The organism is Paenibacillus sp. 276b (genome assembly GCF_900107875.1).
In the GTDB taxonomy this organism is placed as follows: domain Bacteria; phylum Bacillota; class Bacilli; order Paenibacillales; family Paenibacillaceae; genus Paenibacillus; species Paenibacillus marchantiae.
In genome coordinates, this window is sequence record NZ_FNRR01000002.1 from 905,910 (window position 1) to 925,946 (window position 20,037).

General features: G+C 44.1%; 19 protein-coding genes. 14 read left to right on the forward strand and 5 right to left on the reverse strand.

From position 1 onward, the window contains the following. Positions 1–56: 56 nt before the first annotated feature. Complete coding sequence (locus BLV50_RS15170; protein WP_072734055.1) at positions 57–641, reverse strand: tRNA 5-(aminomethyl)-2-thiouridylate-methyltransferase MnmM; 585 nt, start codon at positions 639–641, stop codon at positions 57–59. Position 642: 1 nt separating this feature from the next. Beyond that, complete coding sequence (locus BLV50_RS15175) at positions 643–1,596, reverse strand: tRNA modification radical SAM protein MnmL/YtqA (RefSeq protein WP_063564182.1); 954 nt, start codon at positions 1,594–1,596, stop codon at positions 643–645. Positions 1,597–1,868: 272 nt separating this feature from the next. Between BLV50_RS15175 and BLV50_RS15180 the strand changes: the two genes are divergently transcribed. Together BLV50_RS15180 and trmB are read left to right on the forward strand one after the other, a co-directional pair. Then, positions 1,869–2,069: a hypothetical protein gene (locus BLV50_RS15180; RefSeq protein WP_062320234.1), complete on the forward strand. Its 201-nt coding sequence runs from the start codon at positions 1,869–1,871 to the stop codon at positions 2,067–2,069. Between the two features lie 152 nt (positions 2,070–2,221). After that, the gene (trmB, locus tag BLV50_RS15185; RefSeq protein WP_063564184.1) at positions 2,222–2,971 is read left to right on the forward strand and encodes a tRNA (guanosine(46)-N7)-methyltransferase TrmB; all 750 of its coding nucleotides are present in this window, start codon (positions 2,222–2,224) and stop codon (positions 2,969–2,971) included. A gap of 117 nt (positions 2,972–3,088) precedes the next feature. Here the strand turns inward: trmB and BLV50_RS15190 are convergent, their stop codons facing one another. Then, entirely contained in the window at positions 3,089–5,335 is a 2,247-nt protein-coding gene (locus BLV50_RS15190) for an AraC family transcriptional regulator (protein WP_090808619.1), read from the reverse strand. A gap of 402 nt (positions 5,336–5,737) precedes the next feature. Between BLV50_RS15190 and BLV50_RS15195 the strand changes: the two genes are divergently transcribed. From BLV50_RS15195 to BLV50_RS15205, 3 genes are all read left to right on the forward strand, one after another. Then, a complete protein-coding gene (locus BLV50_RS15195; RefSeq protein ID WP_063564186.1) occupies positions 5,738–6,643 on the forward strand; it encodes an ABC transporter permease in 906 nt (301 codons plus the stop codon). A gap of 89 nt (positions 6,644–6,732) precedes the next feature. Then, on the forward strand, positions 6,733–7,572 hold the full coding sequence (locus tag BLV50_RS15200) for a carbohydrate ABC transporter permease (protein WP_371121667.1): 840 nt from the start codon (positions 6,733–6,735) through the stop codon (positions 7,570–7,572). A 107-nt stretch (positions 7,573–7,679) separates the two neighbouring features. After that, positions 7,680–9,233, forward strand: coding sequence for an ABC transporter substrate-binding protein (locus tag BLV50_RS15205; protein ID WP_371129254.1), 1,554 nt, complete (start codon positions 7,680–7,682; stop codon positions 9,231–9,233). Positions 9,234–9,316: 83 nt separating this feature from the next. Here the strand turns inward: BLV50_RS15205 and BLV50_RS15210 are convergent, their stop codons facing one another. Further along, positions 9,317–10,465, reverse strand: coding sequence for an MGDG synthase family glycosyltransferase (locus BLV50_RS15210; protein WP_063564189.1), 1,149 nt, complete (start codon positions 10,463–10,465; stop codon positions 9,317–9,319). 50 nt (positions 10,466–10,515) lie between these two features. Continuing rightward, positions 10,516–11,043, reverse strand: a complete 528-nt coding sequence (locus BLV50_RS15215) for a phosphatase PAP2 family protein (protein WP_063564190.1) — start codon at positions 11,041–11,043, stop codon at positions 10,516–10,518. A gap of 711 nt (positions 11,044–11,754) precedes the next feature. Between BLV50_RS15215 and BLV50_RS15220 the strand changes: the two genes are divergently transcribed. The 9 genes from BLV50_RS15220 (at position 11,755) to BLV50_RS15260 (ending at position 19,998) form a co-directional block, all read left to right on the forward strand. Beyond that, positions 11,755–12,993 (forward strand): glycosyltransferase family 2 protein, encoded by a 1,239-nt coding sequence (locus tag BLV50_RS15220; RefSeq protein WP_063564191.1) that lies wholly within the window; start codon positions 11,755–11,757, stop codon positions 12,991–12,993. 313 nt (positions 12,994–13,306) lie between these two features. Then, entirely contained in the window at positions 13,307–13,801 is a 495-nt protein-coding gene (gene infC, locus BLV50_RS15225) for a translation initiation factor IF-3 (RefSeq protein WP_024628309.1), read from the forward strand. 24 nt (positions 13,802–13,825) lie between these two features. Continuing rightward, positions 13,826–14,026, forward strand: a complete 201-nt coding sequence (rpmI, locus tag BLV50_RS15230) for a 50S ribosomal protein L35 (protein WP_062320217.1) — start codon at positions 13,826–13,828, stop codon at positions 14,024–14,026. Positions 14,027–14,104: 78 nt separating this feature from the next. Beyond that, positions 14,105–14,464: a 50S ribosomal protein L20 gene (gene rplT, locus BLV50_RS15235; RefSeq protein WP_017689664.1), complete on the forward strand. Its 360-nt coding sequence runs from the start codon at positions 14,105–14,107 to the stop codon at positions 14,462–14,464. A 578-nt stretch (positions 14,465–15,042) separates the two neighbouring features. After that, positions 15,043–16,083 carry a BMP family lipoprotein gene (locus BLV50_RS15240; RefSeq protein WP_090808623.1) on the forward strand — a complete coding sequence of 347 codons (1,041 nt, stop codon included), beginning with the start codon at positions 15,043–15,045 and terminating at the stop codon, positions 16,081–16,083. 53 nt (positions 16,084–16,136) lie between these two features. Then, positions 16,137–16,337, forward strand: coding sequence for a hypothetical protein (locus BLV50_RS15245; protein ID WP_218135399.1), 201 nt, complete (start codon positions 16,137–16,139; stop codon positions 16,335–16,337). 87 nt (positions 16,338–16,424) lie between these two features. Beyond that, positions 16,425–17,963, forward strand: a complete 1,539-nt coding sequence (locus BLV50_RS15250; RefSeq protein WP_090808627.1) for an ABC transporter ATP-binding protein — start codon at positions 16,425–16,427, stop codon at positions 17,961–17,963. Next, positions 17,956–19,035, forward strand: a complete 1,080-nt coding sequence (locus tag BLV50_RS15255) for an ABC transporter permease (RefSeq protein WP_090808629.1) — start codon at positions 17,956–17,958, stop codon at positions 19,033–19,035. Before BLV50_RS15250 ends, BLV50_RS15255 begins: the two co-directional genes overlap by 8 nt. After that, the gene (locus BLV50_RS15260) at positions 19,036–19,998 is read left to right on the forward strand and encodes an ABC transporter permease (RefSeq protein ID WP_090808631.1); all 963 of its coding nucleotides are present in this window, start codon (positions 19,036–19,038) and stop codon (positions 19,996–19,998) included. Positions 19,999–20,037 lie beyond the last annotated feature (39 nt).

The window sequence follows — 20,037 nt, forward strand, 5'->3', positions numbered from 1 at the left end:
AAAGAGTGCTTTGTTGCGATTGTGTCTAGTTTATTGCATTTGTGGGACAAAGGAAATTATTTTTTCTCGATGCCAATCAGAAAAGGAGAGGCATCACGCTGCAATTGGCGATAAATCACCACTTGTGCCTGCTCTACAGGTAGAGCAGAGGACCACTCCAATACCGCATCCGCTTCCTGTGATCCTCCATCATGACCTGGATACAGCACAACGGTAATAATGCCGCGCGGCTTGAGCAATGCCAGTGCAGCCTGGAGAGCAGCAATAGTACTGTCTGTTTCCGTAATTATGGTGGAGTCCGCATCTTCCGAAGGCAGGTACCCCAGGTTGAACATTACAGCACCGACATTACCCTGCCATGTTTCAGGAACGGCCTCAGCCATTCGATCATGGCTTAATTGAAGCATGGAGATGGAGCCCAATTTGGCGCTATCCTCTTGTTTGCGAATACGGGCTTGTGCCAAGGTTAGTGCCTCGCTCTGAATATCGAAACCAATGACTTGACCACGTTTACCAACTTTTTGCGCCAGAAACAGAGTATCCGCCCCCGTTCCAACCGTTGCATCAATAGCTAAATCTCCAGGCTGTAGCCGGGAAGAAATCCATTGATGGGCACAACTTAAAACCGAAAGAAAGCCCATCTTAAGCACCCCTCCAGTATTTACCTTGCCAGGAATCCCGCTCACGCAGCTCACGATCAATCGAATTCAAAACTTCCCATTTGTTCATGGACCACATTGGCCCAATCAGCAAATCACGCGGTGCATCACCTGTAAGACGGTGTACAATCATTTCCGGTGGAAGCATCTCCAGCGTATCGACGATGAGTTTAATGTACTCGTCTTGTTCCAGAAAACGAAGGAGCCCGGCTTCATACTGCTTCACCATTGGCGTTTTGCGCATCAGATGAAGTAGATGAATTTTGATTCCCTGCACATCCATGTTGGCAACAGCCCGTCCGGTATCCAGCATCATTTCATGGGTTTCCTGAGGCAGTCCGTAAATAATATGTGTACACACCCGAATATTCCGTTTGCGTAACTTCGCAACGGCTTCCTCATAACACTGCGTATCATGCGCACGGTTAATTAGGGTTGACGTGGACTCGTGAATGGTTTGCAGACCCATCTCAACCCATAGGTAGGTGCGTTCATTCAATTCAGCCAAGTAATCAACGACGTCATCCGGTAAACAGTCAGGGCGAGTGGCGATGGACAGTCCCACGACACCGGGCTGCTTCAAAATTTCTTCAAAGTATTCACGCAGTTCTTCAACGGGTGCGTATGTGTTGGTATAGGCTTGGAAATAGCCAATGTAGTGAGCTGACGGCCATTTCAGATGCTGTTTATCCCGAATGGTATTAAATTGGGTGACCAAATCATCGCGTCTGCTACCGGCGAAATCACCCGATCCACGAGCGCTGCAAAATGTACAGCCTCCTTTGGCGATAGATCCATCTCGGTTTGGGCAGGTGAAACCTGCATCCAGCATCACTTTGAAAACCTTATTGTTAAATTCGTCTCTCATTTCGTAATTCCAGGTATGGAATCGTTTATCTCCCCACAGAAGAGGAGGTTGTATTGAAGGTGCATTCATCTTCAGGGTACTCCTTTGGCTTACCTAATGGCTTGCTTATTCTATTACCGAATTCGACTCTTTTTGAACTTTTACCATTGTATCAAAAAACTCAAAAAAAGGGGAATCTAGTCGCAAAAATAGGCCGTAGAAACGAGGTTTTATCCTTGCTATAGTTTACACATTATGTTATATTTAAACCAGCGTCAGACACCATCTAATGGGTACTATTCATCATAGCATTTGAATCAATGTTGACGTCATGGACCATACTATACCGTGAGGTGATATGAATGAATTCCCAAGTTAAAAATAATGATCTTCATCATGTTTCTGTAGAACTGACGGCAGAAGAAGCTCTGGCTTTGACAGGTGTTCGTTTCAATGGCAATCCGAAAGTGAAAGCGGCTGCAAGACAAAAAGTTCGCGATGCTTTCGAAAAGACATTTGATTTTTCACACCAAGATAAGGTAGACTATGAACTATTAAAGTAGTTGGACCCCAATTCCAAATAAATCGAAGAGGGAATCTTTGAGATTTGCCCCAAAGTGGCAGATCCGAAGATTCCTTTTTCATTGCTCTTTACAATTAGCCAGTTCTTCGGCAAAATGATTCTGAGACAAGTATGGATAAACGGAGGAATAAGATGCGTTTACGTGGCAGAAAAGGGATTCGTGAAAATTTGGAGCAACAAGTTGACCTCGTTGTTCTTGATCCCAAACAGTACAAAGGAAAATGGTCTGAACTGTTTGGCAATGACCATCCAATCTTTGTGGAATTTGGCATGGGTAAAGGTCAATTTATCAGCCAAATGAGTTATAAATATCCGGAATTTAATTTTATCGGTATTGATATGTATGATGAATTGGTGCGTCGTGCCAGCGAGAAGGCTCGGAAAGCATGGAGTCAGGCAGAAGTGGAGACACCACCCAACCTGAAGCTGGCGCTGGCTAATATCGAACAGATTGAGGAAGTATTTGAACAGGAAGAACTGGAACGGATTTATCTGAACTTCAGCGATCCTTGGCCGAAAGCCAAGCATGCACGTCGTCGTTTGACACATCCACGTTTCCTGAAGAAATATACGGAACTGCTTAACACCAAAGGACAGATTCATTTCAAAACAGATTCGGAAACATTGTTTGATTTCTCTCTCAATGCAATTGCCGACTTTGGTCTGCAAATGACCAATTTGTCTCTGAACCTGCACCGTGATGGATTGAATGAAGAGCATGTCATGACAGAGTATGAGCAGAAATTCATGGGCAAAGGCATGAACATTCACCGGGTTGAAGTCATCGTTGGTGAAGAGGCCTTGCGCGAGTATCAACAAATCCGCTTGGACAAGTATAAAGTTCGGGAAGCTGCGGACGAGACTGGCGAAGATCAAGAGTAATATTATAAAAAAAGCGTGATATGCATCTGGCTACCAGATCCTCATATCACGCTTTTTTTGCTGTTCTGATGGAACTAAATCTCATGACGTCACTTGTGGAAGTTCGTTTTACTTCTGCTAAAGCTCCGAATGAAGCTCCTTACGTCGATAATCGTTGGGAGTAACCCCGTTGAATTTCTTAAATATCCGATAGAAATAAGAACTGTTGGTGAACCCGGTTTGCTCAGCAATATCAGCTACAGAGTTTTCCGTCTCAATGAGCAGGAATTGCGCTTTGGCTATGCGGGTCTCGTTAATAACATCGGTTAGACCTTTTAACGTTAGTTGTTTATAGAGTCTGCTGACATAGATGGGTGACATGGCTAGTTCATCTGCAATCGAGGTCAGACAAAGATTGGTGTCTGCGTAATCTCGTTCAATAATGCAGTTAATTTTGCGAATGAGTTCCTCATGCTTAAGCGTTCTTTTCTCCTCAACTTTGGATCCAAGCTCGTCGAACATGCGATAGAAGTGGGCGTGAACTTCACTAAGATCCTCGGCATCATGAATCGGAAGTATTGAACGGTCGGAGATGGATTCAAGTGTAAGCTGGTTGTTCTTTTTGAGTGTGTTTCTCACATGATTCAGAGTCATGGTCAGATGGGACAGAGCCAGTTGAAATACGGTAAATGGATATGTTGCCGTTTCGCTCACGATGTCTGCATAGACCTGTTTGGCTTCGCCTGTCTTGCCTGTCATCAGGTAATCAATCAACTGTCTCTCTTTTCCAACAGGGAAAGCATATTCTTTGGAATGGTACGCCATGATGTCCGAGGTGTAAATCAGGCATCCAGGACCCATGAACAAACGATGAAGAGAAGCTTCTGCTGATCGAGTATAAGAAGCAATACTGTTTTCCAGTGAATCTTCCACTGGCCCGATGGTAAATGAAATGGAACATCTTAGATGTGTCATCACGGCAGCCTGCATCATGCGCAACAGGTCCTCAATGGGGCAATGCTCATCATCAGCTTCATCCTGAACTTTATCATTAAAGATAAGTGTGATCAGATCGCTGCCCATATCCACAGCTTCGGTGTGGTAGTAAAGGTCAGCAGTTTCCGTGCAAATGTTTATCATCGCGTATTTTATAAGTTGGACTTCATCCCTGTAGGTATCGCTGAAATCGGTAAAATAATCAATACGAAGCAGTACCAGTCTTGTTAGACGATGAACATCAACAGAAGAGCCGTAGAACTTCATTCTGTCCTCCAGCATGCCTCCCGATACCGTTTCACGTCCTTGCAAAGCCCCACGCAGAAAATCCTGTCGTAATAGGTGCAGACTGCCACGACGCTCCACTTCCATCACACGCATACGGACAAGCACTTTATCAATGGGATGATATAGCTTCCGGGACACGAGGTAGGATAAGAGCAATCCCGCAATTAATAGCCCAATACAAAACAGAACGGTGTGTGTCCGCATATTACGAATATCTGAGGTGATTAGGTCATAAGGCGTTATTCTTACATAGCGCCACCCCAGGTTATCAGGAGCAGTGTAGGTAATGAGTGACTTTATTCCATCAACCTCTGCCGTAAAATAGGCGGACTGCTCCGTGTTTTCTAGGATTGGCTGCATAAACGTTTCATTGGACAAATCTTTCATTAGCGCACGATTGCTGAAATCGGACAATAACTGTCCCTGTTCATTGATAATAAACGTTTTCCCTGGCTGATCAGCTGAGTTCATATTGGGACTGAGCCAGTCGTCCTTAATATTTACGACAACAGCATAATTCAGTGTAGCATTGTCATTGATCGTGTCGTAACAGAGGTACGTATAGCTGCTGACTTGGGTTTCCTCGGTGGAGCCAACTTGGTATGTACGCGGAATGGGTACAAAAGGTTTGTAATCATGGAAACGGTCGAGGATACTTGTAATCCCTTGATCGTCTATTTCAGAGATGGATTGTTGTCCATTTCGAACCTCATTTGAGCTGATAAAGAACTCATCATTTTTGGAGTTATATACATAGATGGATTCGATAAAAGGGAGGGACATGCGATAGTTGTCGAGTTGTTCCATCGCTGACGTAATTTCATAGATACTCGGATTTGAATAGAGCAGCAGGGCAGAGATGGTGTAATCCTGATAAATCTGATAAGACAGTGATTTGGCGGTCTCGGTCATCTTGGAGACTTCCCGACTGGTCTGGGTAAGACCGTTCATATCGGTTCGGTAGACCTGCCGAAGAGCAATACGATTATAGTTGACGTACAAAATGGTAGAAGCCACAAGCAAGGTGGCAACGGTGCTAACAATAATGCCGATGAGAATCCGTGCAAACACCTTCTGGCTGTCCTCTGAACGTTTGCGCATGACCTTTCCTCCCGTGGACCTCCTGTTTTGGATGAACAAAGTTAGACTTCATAGCGAAGGATGAGAATTCATAATATGGATGTGGTGAATCACGGATGTATTTCGAATTATATATTATGTATGCGTTTACATCAACGGTGGACAGCATGCTATGGCCGATTTCCGTAGTTAAAGTTCAACTTTCGCTTTATTGTTCACTAGGTTCAACCTATGCACGATATCAACTTTTGTGAACGCTCAGGCATTCATTTCAGTGTTCGTTCATATTGTTCATATTCTGTTTCGCAGAATCGTTCATGATCCGGCCGAATGATTCAGTATCCGGTAGCACTTAGGGCAACTACAATAAAAACAGAGCTCCACTGCGCGCCGCGCCGTAAGAAATTCGGGAGGGATCGAGCCATGCTCAAAGAATTGAACAAAAACAAAATCATGTTTCTCATGCTGCTGCCTACACTGATCTTTTTTCTGATTAACTCGTATTTTCCGATGGTCGGCATCTATTATGCGTTTACCCGCTATGATTTTGAAGGTGGATTGTTCGGCAGCCCATTTGTGGGCCTGGAGAACTTCAAGTTTCTGTGGCAATCCGGAATGCTGCTGAAGCTGACAACCAACACGGTGGGGTACAATCTGGCCTTCATTATATTAGGAAACGGGCTAGCGATCTTCTGTGCGATTTTGCTCAGTGAAATTCGGGGAAAAGTGTTTAAGAAAATTACGCAGTCGGTCATGTTTTTACCGTATTTTATCTCGTTTGTTCTATTAAGTGTAATCGCTTACAACATGTTCAATTATGAATCCGGTTTTGTGAACACGGTACTCAAACGTTTTGAGGCGGGGCCTGTTGATATTTACAACACACCCTGGATCTGGGTGTTTCTGATCATCATTTTTTATCTGTGGAAAAATCTCGGCTACAGCATGGTCATCTACCTTGCAGCCATTACAGGGATCAGCGATGAGTATTACGAGGCCGCCCGGATTGACGGGGCCAATATCTTTCAGCGCATTTGGTACATCACCGTACCGATGCTAAAACCGACCTTTGTCATCCTGTTGTTATTCTCGCTCGGGAGCATTATGAAGGGACAGTTTGATCTCTTTTACCAGCTCATTGGAAATAACGGTGTCTTATATAACGCTACAGATATCATCGATACGTATGTGTATCGTTCCCTGAAAGTGACGTTTGATATCGGAATGGCTACTGCGGCTGGTCTGTATCAATCGCTGTTCGGTTTTATCCTGATCATGACCGTCAACTATATCATCCGTAAAGTGAATGAGGACTACGCCTTGTTCTAAAACGCCTATAGGCAGAAGGGAGACCTACTATGCACACGCGTACCCGAGATACGGAATTCACCTTGTTGTTTCAAATCATCGCTTACAGCATGATCCTGATTCTTTCCTTAATCTGTATCATTCCATTTCTTTTGATTTTATCCGGCTCATTCAGCAGCAACGAATCGATTGTAAGAGACGGGTATCACCTCTTTCCCACCGATTTCTCCTTGGAAGGTTATAAGATGGTGTTCAAATTTCCGACCCAGGTGCTCAAAGCTTATGGCGTGACGGTATTTACAACCGTTGTGGGTACGGCCCTTGGACTATTTCTTATTACGATGGCGGGATTTGTACTGCAACGCAAAGATTTCAAGTACCGGAACGCTTTCTCATTTTTCATCTACTTTACAACCCTCTTTGGTGGGGGATTGGTTCCTTGGTACATCATGCTTGCAAATTATTTCAATCTTACGGACACGTATACGGTGTTGATTTTTCCGGGATTGATGACGCCTTTTCTCATTATCCTGATGAAAAACTTCATTCGTTCAGCCGTTCCGGATGAGCTGATTGAGTCAGCCAAAATCGATGGTGCGAATGATTTCCGCATTTACTTTAGCGTAGTACTGAAACTGGCGATGCCCGGCATTGCCACTGTAGGGTTATTTCTGGCACTGGGATACTGGAATGACTGGTTCACATCATCCTTGTTCATTAACAACCCGGATATGTACCAGCTGCAATTCTATTTGTATAACACCATGAACACGATTACCTTCATTGACCAGATGGCGATTGGTACCGGCATAACTCTTAGCCAGGATGTACCTACCGAATCGACCAAAATGGCGATGGCTATTGTGGTTACTGGACCCATTTTGTTCCTGTATCCATTTGTGCAGCGGTACTTTGTCAAGGGTCTTACCATTGGTGCGGTGAAAGGTTAGAACGTGCACGCGCTGTGGGTGCAGATGGCGGGATAGCTGTCTATCCGTCTGCGTCTGAATCATGGCGAGTCTGCGCTAACATATAAGGTTGACCACAAAAAGGGAGGATGCGTATGCGTAACAAAACAATTCGGCACCTGTCTATGGTACTTGCCCTGATGTTGTTTGCCGGGGTGCTTGCCGCATGTAATAACGGTTCGGGGGGATCTGCGCAAGGAAGTGAGCAGGGAGGTTCTTCTGAGAACAAAGGGGAGAAGGTAACACTGCAATTCTACATGCTTGGTGATGCCCCCAAGGATCTGCCTGTGATTGAGTCGGAAATCAACAAGCTGGCTGAGGCTGATCTGAACGTCAATGTGAAATTTAACTATACCTCCTGGACAGACTGGGACCAAAAATACAAATTGCTGCTGTCTTCCGGTCAACCGATTGATCTGATTTTTACCGCGGATTGGACGTTCTATCAGTCCTATGCGAAAAAAGGAGCGTTCCTGCCTCTGGATGAATTACTGCCTAAGGCAGCACCAACGCTCAAAGCTTATGTACCTGATGACATGTGGAACGCGGTAAAAGTCAATGAAAAGATCTATACTGTACCATCGACATGGACTGAATATGTTACTGAGGGTATTGCGTACCGTGAGGATTTGCGTGAGAAGTACAATCTGTCCAAACCGGAATCTCTGGAGACACTCGAAGCCTATCTGGAGGGTATCAAAGCCAATGAACCGAATATGATTCCAATCGCGGATAGCAATGCGAACCATACCCATGGTATTCGACAATTGACATCCAAGCTGGTGAATACGGCAGGTCAGCTCCCTTATGGTCTGGACATCATGTATGACACACCATCCAATATCACTTCCTATTGGGGGTCTGCACAGCATCTGGAGGACCTGAAAACGTACAAACGCTGGATGGACAAAGGCTTTTTTCCGAAAAACGTGCTGAATGTAAAGGATACGTCCAACTCATTGCTGCAAAATGGCAAATCGGCTGTTGTACTGTCGGGTGAGAACCCGAACAAATTTAATGCGGATGTGATCAAGGTCCAGTCCACTCACCCGGATTGGAAGCTCGGTTATTTCCCTTACCCGAATGCCAAAGGGTTTGCACAACCAGTTCACCCGATCCACAATGGTTTTGCAATTCCGCGCAGCAGCAAAAACCCGGAGAAAGCACTTGCATTCTATGAAAAAATGGTTACCGACAAACGTTACAACTGGCTTACCGAATATGGTGTGGAAGGCAAGAACTTTGAAGTTCAAGACGGTTATTATAAAATGGTGGGCGATGCCCAGACCAATGGATTTCCGCGCGAAGGCATGAATGGTTGGGCTTGGCGTAATCCGGAATTCATGCTCTATGATAAGAGCTTTGATGACGTACTGGCTATTTTCAAAGAGCTGGACAAAATGAAAAAGCCGGATATCTTTACTGGATTTGCTGAGGATTGGACGCCATACCAAGCTGAGAAAGCAGCACTGGAGCAGGTAGAGAAGCAGTATCTCTATCCGTTAAATGTGGGATTGGTGGAGGATGTAGAAGCGGGTCTGAATACATTTATGGAAAAAGCCAAACAGGCAGGCCTTGAGAAAATTCAGACCGAGTATACCAAGCAGTGGCAGGATTACTTGAAGTCGGCTGGTATTCAATAGTTTGTACTATTCTTCATATTAAAAAAAGGTGCCTTCGATTCGAAGGCACCTTTGCTGTGTACATGCAGGCTTGTTTGAAGCTGTTACAGTCTGGCTTGGTCTGCCGAGTAGGGACGCAGATCCAGAAGGTCGATAATACTTTGTGCGCTTTGCATTGGGTGATACTTGGCAATCTGCGCCATGTGGCGTTTGCGTTTGCGAACAATGTCAGGGTAGTTATGAAGCAGTTTATTCATCCATTTCACAACAACATCAAGGGAAGTAATGGGCTCCCCCAAACCTCGTGCGGTGAAATACTGAACATTTTCTTCTTCCTGACCCGGTATGGGATTATGGAACAGCATGGGGATTCCCTTTGCCAACCCTTCACTGCATGTCATTCCACCCGGCTTGGTGATCAGGAGATCAGATACTTCCATTAATTTGTCCACTTCATTGGTGTACCCGATGATATGGATATTATCTTTTTTATACAACGGATTTTGTTCCATGCTGATTCGGCTTTTGTCATTGCGGCCAAGGCAGAAAATAATCTGAACATCCTCATGCCAGCGTGTCAATAATTGGTTAACTACTTCATCACTAAGCATTCCCCAACCACCGCCCATCACAAGCACAGTAGGCATGTTCTTCAAATTGAATTTTCCTCGGATCTCGTCCCGCCCGGGATGTTCCCAGAAGTTGGGGTGGATCGGAATGCCGGTAACGCGAATTTTGTCTAAAGATACACCCCGCAGCATTAATTTGGACTTTACCTCATCTGTAGAAACAAGATACAGATCCACTTCAGGGCTAATCCACGTCCCGTGCGCGTCATAATCGGTAATGACTGTACAAAGTGGAACCTGCACACCCAGACGTTTCAGTCTGGATATGACAGCACTGGGAATAGGGTGGGTGCATACAATAACATTCGGACGAAGCTGACGGACAATACTGCGTGTATGGGTATAAAACAGTTTATGCAACGCGAGTGTAGTCAGCCGGTTCAAGGATTTTTTATATTGGTGCCTGTATACATACCCGATGAGCTTGGGCTGGTTAATGACCGTTTTTTTGTACGCTGTAATGATGAGTGGCGCAACTCTGGGGTTCAGAAAACTCCCCAACTCAAGCACTTTGGTTTGCACATTCGGCGAAAGTTTTCGCAAACTGCTGGACAGCGCATAAGCGGCTTGAGTATGACCAGCGCCAAAGCCTTCAGATAATAGTAATACTCTTTTTTTCTCCACGCTTGCTTCACCTGTTCCTGCTAGGTTTTCCTTAGTCTAACATATTCACATTATGTCCATAAAGCAACAGTTGCAAGTGCGACTAAAGTACCGATCGTAGCACCTGCGAGAACATCTGAGGGATAGTGTAATCCCAGGTAAATTCGTGAAAATCCGACAATTAATGCAACAGGGAGTAACAGCAGCAACAGGAACGGCTCCATCGTCATAAAAGGGACCGTAACCGAGAATACGGCAGTAGTATGCCCTGAAGGGAACGAATGGTCCGTCAGGGGATTGCGGAACGTAATCGTATCCGGTAGGGCCAGGTAAGGCCGAATGCGCGGATACAGTTTTTTGGCGATTGCTACGGGAATGTGGCTAACCGCTAGAGCGATGCATGCCTGAAGTCCTGTTGTACTCCAAGGAGCGGGAGCCAGCAGCCAGATTAGTAAGGATACTGCAATAGAAGAAGTTGCTCCGCCCAGATGGGTGAAATAATACAGCCAAAAGTTCATAAATCGATTATGAAGTCGACCATTAATCCACATAAATACATTTCGATCATACTCTTGAAACTTTACGAATAAACGGCTCATATTGGCCTCCTGCCAGTCAGGCCCCATGTTGGCGGCAGTATTTCCGGTAAATTGCTGTGTCCGGTTTCGTCCTGAATAGTATATAACCGTTTTTTCGTGAACTTGAGGTTATTTCAGGTATATGTTTATCATATTTTTAAATGTTGTCCTTTTCAAGAAGAACACATGTGAAGAAGGTAAAATTCATGTTAAAGAGTGGATATACACCCAACTTAACTTTTTGACTCGGACTATCTAAAAAAGATACAATGATTCAACATGGCTGAAATGCGGTTAAAAAAATGTAAGTTTAAGACTGAACTTTTTGAGGTCTGTTTACGTTATTTGATATAGAGCCTCTGTCGATATGTATCAGCCTGATGAAAAAAGCAGGGACTTTAGAAATAAAAATCAAGTAAACGGCTGAAAATAAGATATAACAGGCATGAATGCGAGGTTGGAGTATCACGAGGTGCCTATTCAGCGTTTAAAGTTCACATTTCTGCTTCAGGAAGTGGAATTGCGGTTTTGACAAATGGCTGAAAAGAATACAAAATCGATAAAGCAGCCAACTGGCATCAACCATGCTTGAAACATTGTCTGAAATATTTGCGTAGTAAACAAAAGAACAGGGTCATATTCTGCGCATCACAAAAAAATAAAAGTGCAGAATCCAGGAAGAGAAACATTTAAAGTAATCTGGTTTTGAAAAAAAGGGGGTAACAGAGAACGATGTTGGACGCTATATTCGTCACGATGCAGGTCCTTCTGGCACTGCTAGCCGTGTACCAATTCACGTTTTCGCTGTTCGGTCTGATTAAGAAAAAGAAAAAGAAACATTATCCGGCGACAAAATCATTCGCTGTACTCGTCGCAGCACACAATGAGGAACAAGTTATTGGTGCTTTGATGGAGAACTTGAAACAACTGGATTACCCGGAAGATCTGTACGATGTGTTTGTCATTTGTGACAACTGTACGGATGGAACGGCTCAAATTGTAAGACAGCATGGATTAAATGCTTGTGTACGTACGAATGCTGATCTCAGAGGTAAAGGGTATGCCATTGAATGGATGCTTAAATACTTGTGGAAATTGCCACGTCAGTATGACGCAGTTGTCATGTTTGACGCGGATAACCTGGTTGACCGTAACTTCTTGCTTGAGATGAATGACGACTTGTGCAATGGTTCGCGTGTAATTCAAGGATACATTGATACCAAGAATCCGGAGGATTCCTGGATCACTGCAGCATATGGTGTATCTTACTGGTACATCAACCGTCTGTGGCAGTTGTCCCGTCATAATTTGAATATGGCGAATTTCCTCGGAGGTACTGGAATGTGCTTCGAGACCAACCTGCTCAAGGAAATTGGCTGGGGCGCTACAAGTCTGGTTGAGGATTTGGAGTTTACGATGCGCAGTGTTCAGCGTAATGTATATCCTGTCTTTAACTATGATGCCAAAGTATTTGATGAGAAGCCGTTAACCTTTAAAGCTTCAGCAAGACAACGTCTTCGCTGGATGCAAGGTCACTTTACGGTTGCGCGTAGATATTTCTTCCCGCTGCTGTGGCAGAGTATCAAGGAAAGAAGCTTGGTGAAGTTTGACCTTGCTGTGTATGGAGCAAACGTGTACGTTGTTTTGCTTACGTTCCTGATGACTGCTGTCCTGTGGGTGGATACAGCGATATTCAGTGGTCCACATATCGCAAACATATACGGATACTTCCCGCTTTGGGTAGGGTTCGTAGCGATTGGTCTGAATGTCCTGACATTCTTGTTGTCCATGGCGCTGGAAAAGGTTACTTTTGCCAAAGTGTATCTGTACCTGATCTTGTTCCCGATTTACCTTCTTTCATGGTATCCAATTACGTTCTACGCGTTCTTCACGCAGAACAACAAACAATGGAGCCATACTCAACATACACGTGTTGTACGTTTGGATGAGGTGCAGAGTAAGCAGGGATAATGAATGATTGACTTGGATGAAAGCATGTCTGTAAAAAAAAATATTGTAGAGACGTTGACAATAGTTTTGCAGGATGTTATAGTATTCAAGTGCGTTAAATGAATAGCTATGGAATCACAAGTAGAAGTCCGACTTCTCACCTGATCAACAAACATGTTGGCTGGTCAACGATCCCAATAATTTATGAAGTGTTTACTCATGAAGAATTGTGTTGATTACAGGGATGTCGGTAGCTTAACCGGCATCCCTTTTATTTTTGTGTAACAGGATATTCAAAATGACCTGGAGGTGGACGGTTATTAGTAAAGATCACATGATTAATGATGAGATTCGGGCGAAGGAAGTACGCCTTGTCGGAGCTGAAGGAGAACAAATTGGGATCACGCCGATTCGGGAAGCACTGCAAATGGCGATTGACCTGAACTTGGACCTGGTCAATGTGGCACCACAGGCTAAACCGCCGGTATGCCGCATCATGGACTATGGCAAATTCCGCTATGAGCAACAAAAGAAAGACAAAGAAGCCCGTAAGAACCAGAAAATTGTTGACATTAAAGAAGTATGGTTCCGTTCCAATATTGAGGAGCATGATTATCAAACGAAGCTTCGTAATGTAGTTAAGTTCTTGAAAGAAGGCGACAAGGTAAAATGTTCCGTTCGTTACCGCGGACGTGAAATTGCGCATGCCGCCATTGGTCAACGGATTTTGGAACGCGTTAAGGTGGAGGTTGCAGAACTTTGCACCATCGAACGTCAACCAAAATTGGAAGGCCGCAGTATGATCATGATTCTGGCTCCTAAAGCCTGATAACATTGGAGGAGGAAACACAAAATGCCTAAAATGAAAACACACAGCAGTTTGAAAGGACGCTTCAAAATTACCGGTTCCGGTAAAGTCCTGCGTTACAAAGCTCACAAAAACCACTTGCTTTCCCACAAATCAAAACGTGCTAAGCGCGTTCTGAACGGCAACCCAGTAATGGCTGCCGGGGACGTAAGACGTTTGAAACAAGGTCTGGCTAACTTGAAATAGTAAATCCGTATGGGGGATCGGCTTAGGCCGTACACATACCACGGATACATTTAATATTTATTGGGAGGTTCTTTTAATATGGCAAGAGTAAAAGGCGGTTTTGTAGTACGTCGTCGTCATAAAAAGGTTTTGAAACTGGCAAGAGGTTATTTCGGTTCCAAACACCGTATTTTTAAAACAGCTAACGAGCAAGTAATGAAATCCCTGGTATACGCATACCGTGACCGTCGCAACACAAAACGTAACTTCCGCAGACTGTGGATCGTTCGTATCAATGCTGCAGCACGTATGAATGGTTTGTCTTACAACAAACTGATCCATGGATTGAAACTTGCTGGTGTAGACATGAACCGCAAAATGTTGGCTGATCTGGCCGTTAACGACATCAATGCGTTCAACTCTTTGGCTACTGTAGCTAAAGGCAAAATCAACGCTTAAAATTGTTTATGCAAGCCGCCGTACCTATGGCGGCTTTTTTTACGGCTTAAAGATTGATCTACTCCAAAGAGTCTGGTTATGCGCGACGAATATGCTGCAATCTGTAAGGGCACAATGAAAGCATATAACGGGTGAATAACAGGCTGTGATAATACATAAAATACGAACGGTGAAATAATGCAAACAAAAACAGGTGAATTCCACATCCTTCTAGGGAGTGTGATACGTTTTTGTTATATAACATCACATCGTTGTAACGTTAGTGTGTTAAATCGTTAAATTATTAAGCGCTTTCAATAAAAAAAGAGCAAAAATAAGTGAGATTTGGTGATGAAACATCTGGATTTTACCACGGGTTGAATGTATAATCACCTCTAGTAGGCTAGTCCTAAAATTTTCTCTTCAAGTCATAATGTTCGGTTTTTCGACAGGTGACACAATTGTTTAGTGGTAAGAATGCGCTTTTAATGTCGAAGAAACCATACATTCTGCATAAAAGCCATATTATCGATCTGTTGATCCGTTCCATTTTGGCCTGGACAGGAATTAGGTATATATCATTAAGGGGGAACAGAGAAATGAAAAAGATGCTCAGCTTGTCTTTGGTCATGTTGCTGGCAGTATCGGTTATGCTCGCAGGTTGCGGTAGCAAACCGAAAGAGGAAACAAATGCCGGAGGAACTGCAGGTGGAGAAAACACTGAAGCTAAATCCGATTTGAAAATCGGTATGGTTACTGACGTAGGTGGAGTTAACGACAAATCGTTTAACCAATCCGCTTGGGAAGCTCTGCAAGCAACTGAAACTGAAACAGGTGTAGCTGTTAAATACCTGCAAAGTAAATCCGATGAAGAGTACATTCCAAACCTGAACGAGTTCGTTAAAGGTGGATATGATCTGACTTGGGGTATCGGTTATCAGCTAGAAAAAGCCATTAAATCTGTGGCTGATCAAAATCCAGACTCCAAGCTTGCGATTATTGATAGTGTAGTTGATGCTCCTAACGTTAAATCAGTTACTTTTGCAGAAGAAGAAGGTTCTTTCCTTGTGGGAGTAGTTGCTGGCCTGACTACTAAAACTAATAAGATTGGTTTTGTAGGTGGAGCTGAGAGCACTCTTATTAAGAAATTTGAAGTAGGGTTCAGAGAAGGAGTAAAAGCAGTTAATCCTGACGCCCAATTTATTCCAAACTACGCAGGTGCTTTTGATAAACCTGACTTGGGTAAAGCCGCAGCTGCTACTATGTATAATCAAGGCGTAGACATTATCTTCCACGCATCTGGTGCTACAGGTAATGGTGTGTTCAACGAAGCGATCGCTCGTAAGAAACAAGGTCAAGATGTATGGGTTATTGGTGTGGATAAAGACCAATCCCTGGAGTTTGGTGACGAGGTAACACTGACTTCCATGATCAAAAAAGTTGACGAAGCTGTTAAGCGCGTAAACCAAGAAATCATTGATGGAACATTCAAAGGCGGAGCTGAAACTCTGACGTTGAAGGACAATGGTGTAGGTATTGCTGATACTTCAACTGCCAATGTATCTGCGGATATACTTGCAAAAGTGGACGAGTACAAAGAAAAAATCATCAACGGCGAAATCAAAATTCCTACAGAGTAATTTGATTCTGTTGTACAAATGAATAATCATCGAGGCCGGTCTTGACCGGCCTTATGATTGTCAGAGTAGGAAAATTTGCTCAGGTCATCATAACAATTGTACAAGCTACGCATTATGTGCTTGGGGATTATCCCACGGCAAAAGCAAAAAGACTTCGTATCAACGCTCCGGTAGGAGCTTTTCTTAAGATTATGGAATGCAGAAGTTTCGGTGAAACTGAAGGATTCGATGATCCTAAGAAAAAGTACCGCTAAAATGCGGTCATCTTCCTTGAATGAACGTCGTTAGACGTTTTTCTTACGTTTGCGGAACCACACTATATCAGGTATAAGGGTGATTACATGGGTGCAGCAACCCCCGTCGTTGAGTTGAAACAAATCACGAAGCGTTTCCCAGGCATTGTTGCCAACGACGCCATCAGCCTTCAGCTTCGTAAAGGCGAGATCCATGCTCTACTGGGCGAAAACGGCGCTGGTAAATCAACGTTGATGAATATTGTCTTTGGTCTCTATCAGCCGGATGAAGGTTCCATTGAAGTGAATGGCAAGCCTGTCATCATCGACAGCCCTAACAAAGCAATCGATCTTGGCATCGGCATGGTGCATCAGCACTTTAAGCTTGTACAGCCGTTCACGGTAACAGAGAACATTATTTTGGGATCTGAACCAAGGAAAGGTCTCAACATTAATTATAAAAAAGCTGCTGCTGAAGTGCAGCGTCTGTCTGAACAGTATGGACTCAAAGTGAATCCGCATGCCAAAATTCATGACATTTCCGTCGGAATGCAGCAACGTGTTGAAATTGTAAAAACGTTGTATCGTGGTGCAGACATTCTTATCTTTGACGAGCCTACTGCTGTATTAACACCTCAGGAAATCAAAGAACTGATGGTAATCATGAAAAAGTTGGTGGCCGAAGGCAAGTCCATTATTCTGATTACACACAAACTGAAAGAAATCATGGAAATCTCCGATACGGTGACGATTATTCGCCGTGGTAAAGTGATTGATTCAGTTATAACATCAGAAACGAATCCGAATGAGTTGGCAGAAAAAATGGTTGGTCGAAATGTCACATTTAAAGTGGACAAAAAAACGGCTACACCAGGAAAAAATGTGCTTGAAGTTAGCAAATTGACCGCCAAAAATAAAGAAGGTATCTCGGTTCTGAACGAACTCAACCTGAATGTACGTGCAGGAGAGATCGTAGGAATCGCAGGTGTCGATGGTAATGGACAGAGCGAACTGATTGAGGCTCTTACCGGACTGCGTAAAGTAGATAGCGGTTCGATTCGCCTTGAGGGTAAAGAACTGTCTAATCATTCTCCGCGCCATATTTCGGAGTCGGGTGTAGCCCATATTCCGGAAGACCGGCACAAGCATGGACTTGTTCTTGATTTTTCTGTGAGTGAAAATATCGTCCTGGAATCATATTATAAAGCTCCGTATACGCGTAAAGGATTCCTTAACTTTGATGCGATCAAGAAGCAAGCGAAGCGTCTTGTCGAGGCATTTGATGTGCGTACACCAAGCATTGAAACAAAAGCCCGCTCCTTATCGGGAGGGAACCAACAGAAAGCTATTATCGCACGTGAGGTTGATAAAAATCCTGAACTGCTTATTGCTGCCCAGCCAACTCGTGGTCTGGACGTAGGTGCTATTGAGTTTGTTCAAAAACAATTGATTGCACAACGTGATCAGGGCAAAGCGGTATTGCTGATCTCATTCGAGCTGGATGAAATTATCAACGTATCCGACCGAATTGCCGTCATCTATGAAGGACAGATCGTGGGCGAGGTGCTGCCGGAAGAAACCAATGACAGGGAGCTCGGCTTGATGATGGCGGGCAGCACCCAAAAGAGAGGTACTGTGCATGAATAACGTATTAAAATGGTTTACCCGTGATTCATTTATATTACCTGTTGTAGCCATCATTATGGGTTTGATCCTTGGTGGTATTGTCATGCTGATCGGCGGATACAACCCAATTGAAGCGTACAGTGCATTGTTTACGAAGGTTTTCGGAGACATGTACAATTTTGGTGAAGCTGTTCGGGAAATGACACCACTGATTATGACAGGACTTGCATTTGCATTTGCGGCACGTGCAGGACTGTTTAATATCGGGGGAGAAGGTCAATTCCTCGTCGGTATGACTGCGGCGACTTTTGTAGGCGTGAAGCTTACAGGTCTGCCAATCTACATTCATGCTCCACTGGCATTGATTGCTGGTGCGGTATTTGGTGGTTTGTGGGCAGCTATTGCCGGTTACCTGAAAGCAGCGCGTGGGGTTAACGAAGTTATCAGTAGTATCATGCTGAACTGGATTGGTCTGTATCTGGCCAACCTGATCGTTCGGCAATTTCTATTACTTCCAGGCGAGAACCGCTCAGCAGATATTAGTGATTCTGCTTCGATAAGCCTTACTTGGCTCTCCGAATTAATGGGAAACTCACGTGTTCATCTTGGAACTTTAATTGCTTTAGCTATAGCCGTGGTCTTCTATATTTACATGTGGAAAACGAAACAAGGTTATGAAATTCGAGCGGTTGGTCTTAACCCCAATGCGGCTGAGTATGCAGGTATGCATGTCAATCGCAATATCGTAAAAGCCATGTTTATTAGCGGTATGCTTGCAGGTGTTGGAGGGGCTTTTCAGGTGTTGGGGGTATTCCATTACCAAACACTAATGACAGGTTCACCTGGAACTGGATTTGATGGTATAGCCGTTGCACTTATAGGATTAAACCATCCGTTTGGTGTGCTGCTCGGCGCATTGCTGTTTGGTACGCTCACATATGGATCTGCGGGAATGAGCTTTGCTGCGGATGTACCGCCCGAGATTATTCGGATTGTTATCGGTTCGATTATCTTCTTCATTGCGGCACAAGGCATCGTGCGCTGGGTACTTAAACCGTTCTATTCCAAGCGCAAGAAAGAGAAGGTGTTGTAGATGGACTTGTTGACAATTGGGCAAATTATCAATACGACGCTTGTCTTTGCCACGGCATTGATTTTTGCATCCCTGGGTGGGATTTTCTCGGAAAAATCCGGTGTGACCAACCTTGGACTTGAAGGTTTCATGGTATTTGGGGCGTTTGCTGCGGGGATTGCTGCGCATTATGCACAAGAAGCTGGCATGGGTGGAACGACGTCTGCCTGGATGGGGATTTTGTTCGCAGTAGTACTTGGAGTGGTTGTATCGCTAATTCATGCGGTTGCCTCTATTACATTTAAGGCGGACCAAATTATCAGCGGTATTGTAATTAACTTTCTGGCGACAGGAAGTACACTATATTTGGTTAAGTTGTTGTTCGAGGGTGCGGGAGATTCCCCATTGGTACAAGGATTTAATAAGTTCAATGTGCCGGTGCTGGAGAATATACCTTTATTAGGGGAAGCATTCTTCAAAAATGTCTACCCAACAACATATCTGGCTATTCTTTTTGTTTTCCTTACGTATTACATCATGTTCAAAACGCCATTCGGGTTACGTCTTCGTTCTGTAGGTGAACATCCGAGTGCGGCAGATACCGTAGGTGTTAAAGTTCGTCGTTACCGTTATATTGCTGTTATGATCAGTGGCGCGCTTGCTGCTGTTGGCGGCGCGGCAATTACATTGACTACAACAGGGACGTTCTCGCATAATACTGTTTCTGGTCAAGGTTATATTGCAATTGCGGCGATGATTTTTGGTAAATGGAATCCAATCGGTGCTTTTGGCGCCGCTGTATTTTTCGGTTTTTCACAAGCCATTCGTAACTACGTACAGATGTTTGAATGGACCCAAAGTATTCCCCAGGAAATTATTTATATGTTGCCTTACTTATTAACACTTATCGTACTTGTAGCAGCTGTCGGACGTTCTTCTGCTCCGTCTGCACTCGGTGAAGCGTACGACCCTGGGAAAAGGTAACGACAGAATTATGATTTCCCGCATAATGCTTTACTAGAA

Bases quoted from the DNA above. Each gene is read 5' to 3' on its own strand.
- BLV50_RS15170 (WP_072734055.1), bottom strand. From the start codon at position 641: ATGGGCTTTCTTTCGGTTTTAAGTTGTGCCCATCAATGGATTTCTTCC.
- BLV50_RS15175 (WP_063564182.1), bottom strand. From the start codon at position 1,596: ATGAATGCACCTTCAATACAACCTCCTCTTCTGTGGGGAGATAAACGA.
- BLV50_RS15180 (WP_062320234.1), top strand. From the start codon at position 1,869: ATGAATTCCCAAGTTAAAAATAATGATCTTCATCATGTTTCTGTAGAA.
- trmB (WP_063564184.1), top strand. From the start codon at position 2,222: ATGCGTTTACGTGGCAGAAAAGGGATTCGTGAAAATTTGGAGCAACAA.
- BLV50_RS15190 (WP_090808619.1), bottom strand. From the start codon at position 5,335: ATGCGCAAACGTTCAGAGGACAGCCAGAAGGTGTTTGCACGGATTCTC.
- BLV50_RS15195 (WP_063564186.1), top strand. From the start codon at position 5,738: ATGCTCAAAGAATTGAACAAAAACAAAATCATGTTTCTCATGCTGCTG.
- BLV50_RS15200 (WP_371121667.1), top strand. From the start codon at position 6,733: ATGATCCTGATTCTTTCCTTAATCTGTATCATTCCATTTCTTTTGATT.
- BLV50_RS15205 (WP_371129254.1), top strand. From the start codon at position 7,680: ATGCGTATGCGTAACAAAACAATTCGGCACCTGTCTATGGTACTTGCC.
- BLV50_RS15215 (WP_063564190.1), bottom strand. From the start codon at position 11,043: ATGAGCCGTTTATTCGTAAAGTTTCAAGAGTATGATCGAAATGTATTT.
- BLV50_RS15220 (WP_063564191.1), top strand. From the start codon at position 11,755: ATGTTGGACGCTATATTCGTCACGATGCAGGTCCTTCTGGCACTGCTA.
- infC (WP_024628309.1), top strand. From the start codon at position 13,307: ATGATTAATGATGAGATTCGGGCGAAGGAAGTACGCCTTGTCGGAGCT.
- rpmI (WP_062320217.1), top strand. From the start codon at position 13,826: ATGCCTAAAATGAAAACACACAGCAGTTTGAAAGGACGCTTCAAAATT.
- rplT (WP_017689664.1), top strand. From the start codon at position 14,105: ATGGCAAGAGTAAAAGGCGGTTTTGTAGTACGTCGTCGTCATAAAAAG.
- BLV50_RS15240 (WP_090808623.1), top strand. From the start codon at position 15,043: ATGAAAAAGATGCTCAGCTTGTCTTTGGTCATGTTGCTGGCAGTATCG.
- BLV50_RS15245 (WP_218135399.1), top strand. From the start codon at position 16,137: ATGATTGTCAGAGTAGGAAAATTTGCTCAGGTCATCATAACAATTGTA.
- BLV50_RS15250 (WP_090808627.1), top strand. From the start codon at position 16,425: ATGGGTGCAGCAACCCCCGTCGTTGAGTTGAAACAAATCACGAAGCGT.
- BLV50_RS15255 (WP_090808629.1), top strand. From the start codon at position 17,956: ATGAATAACGTATTAAAATGGTTTACCCGTGATTCATTTATATTACCT.
- BLV50_RS15260 (WP_090808631.1), top strand. From the start codon at position 19,036: ATGGACTTGTTGACAATTGGGCAAATTATCAATACGACGCTTGTCTTT.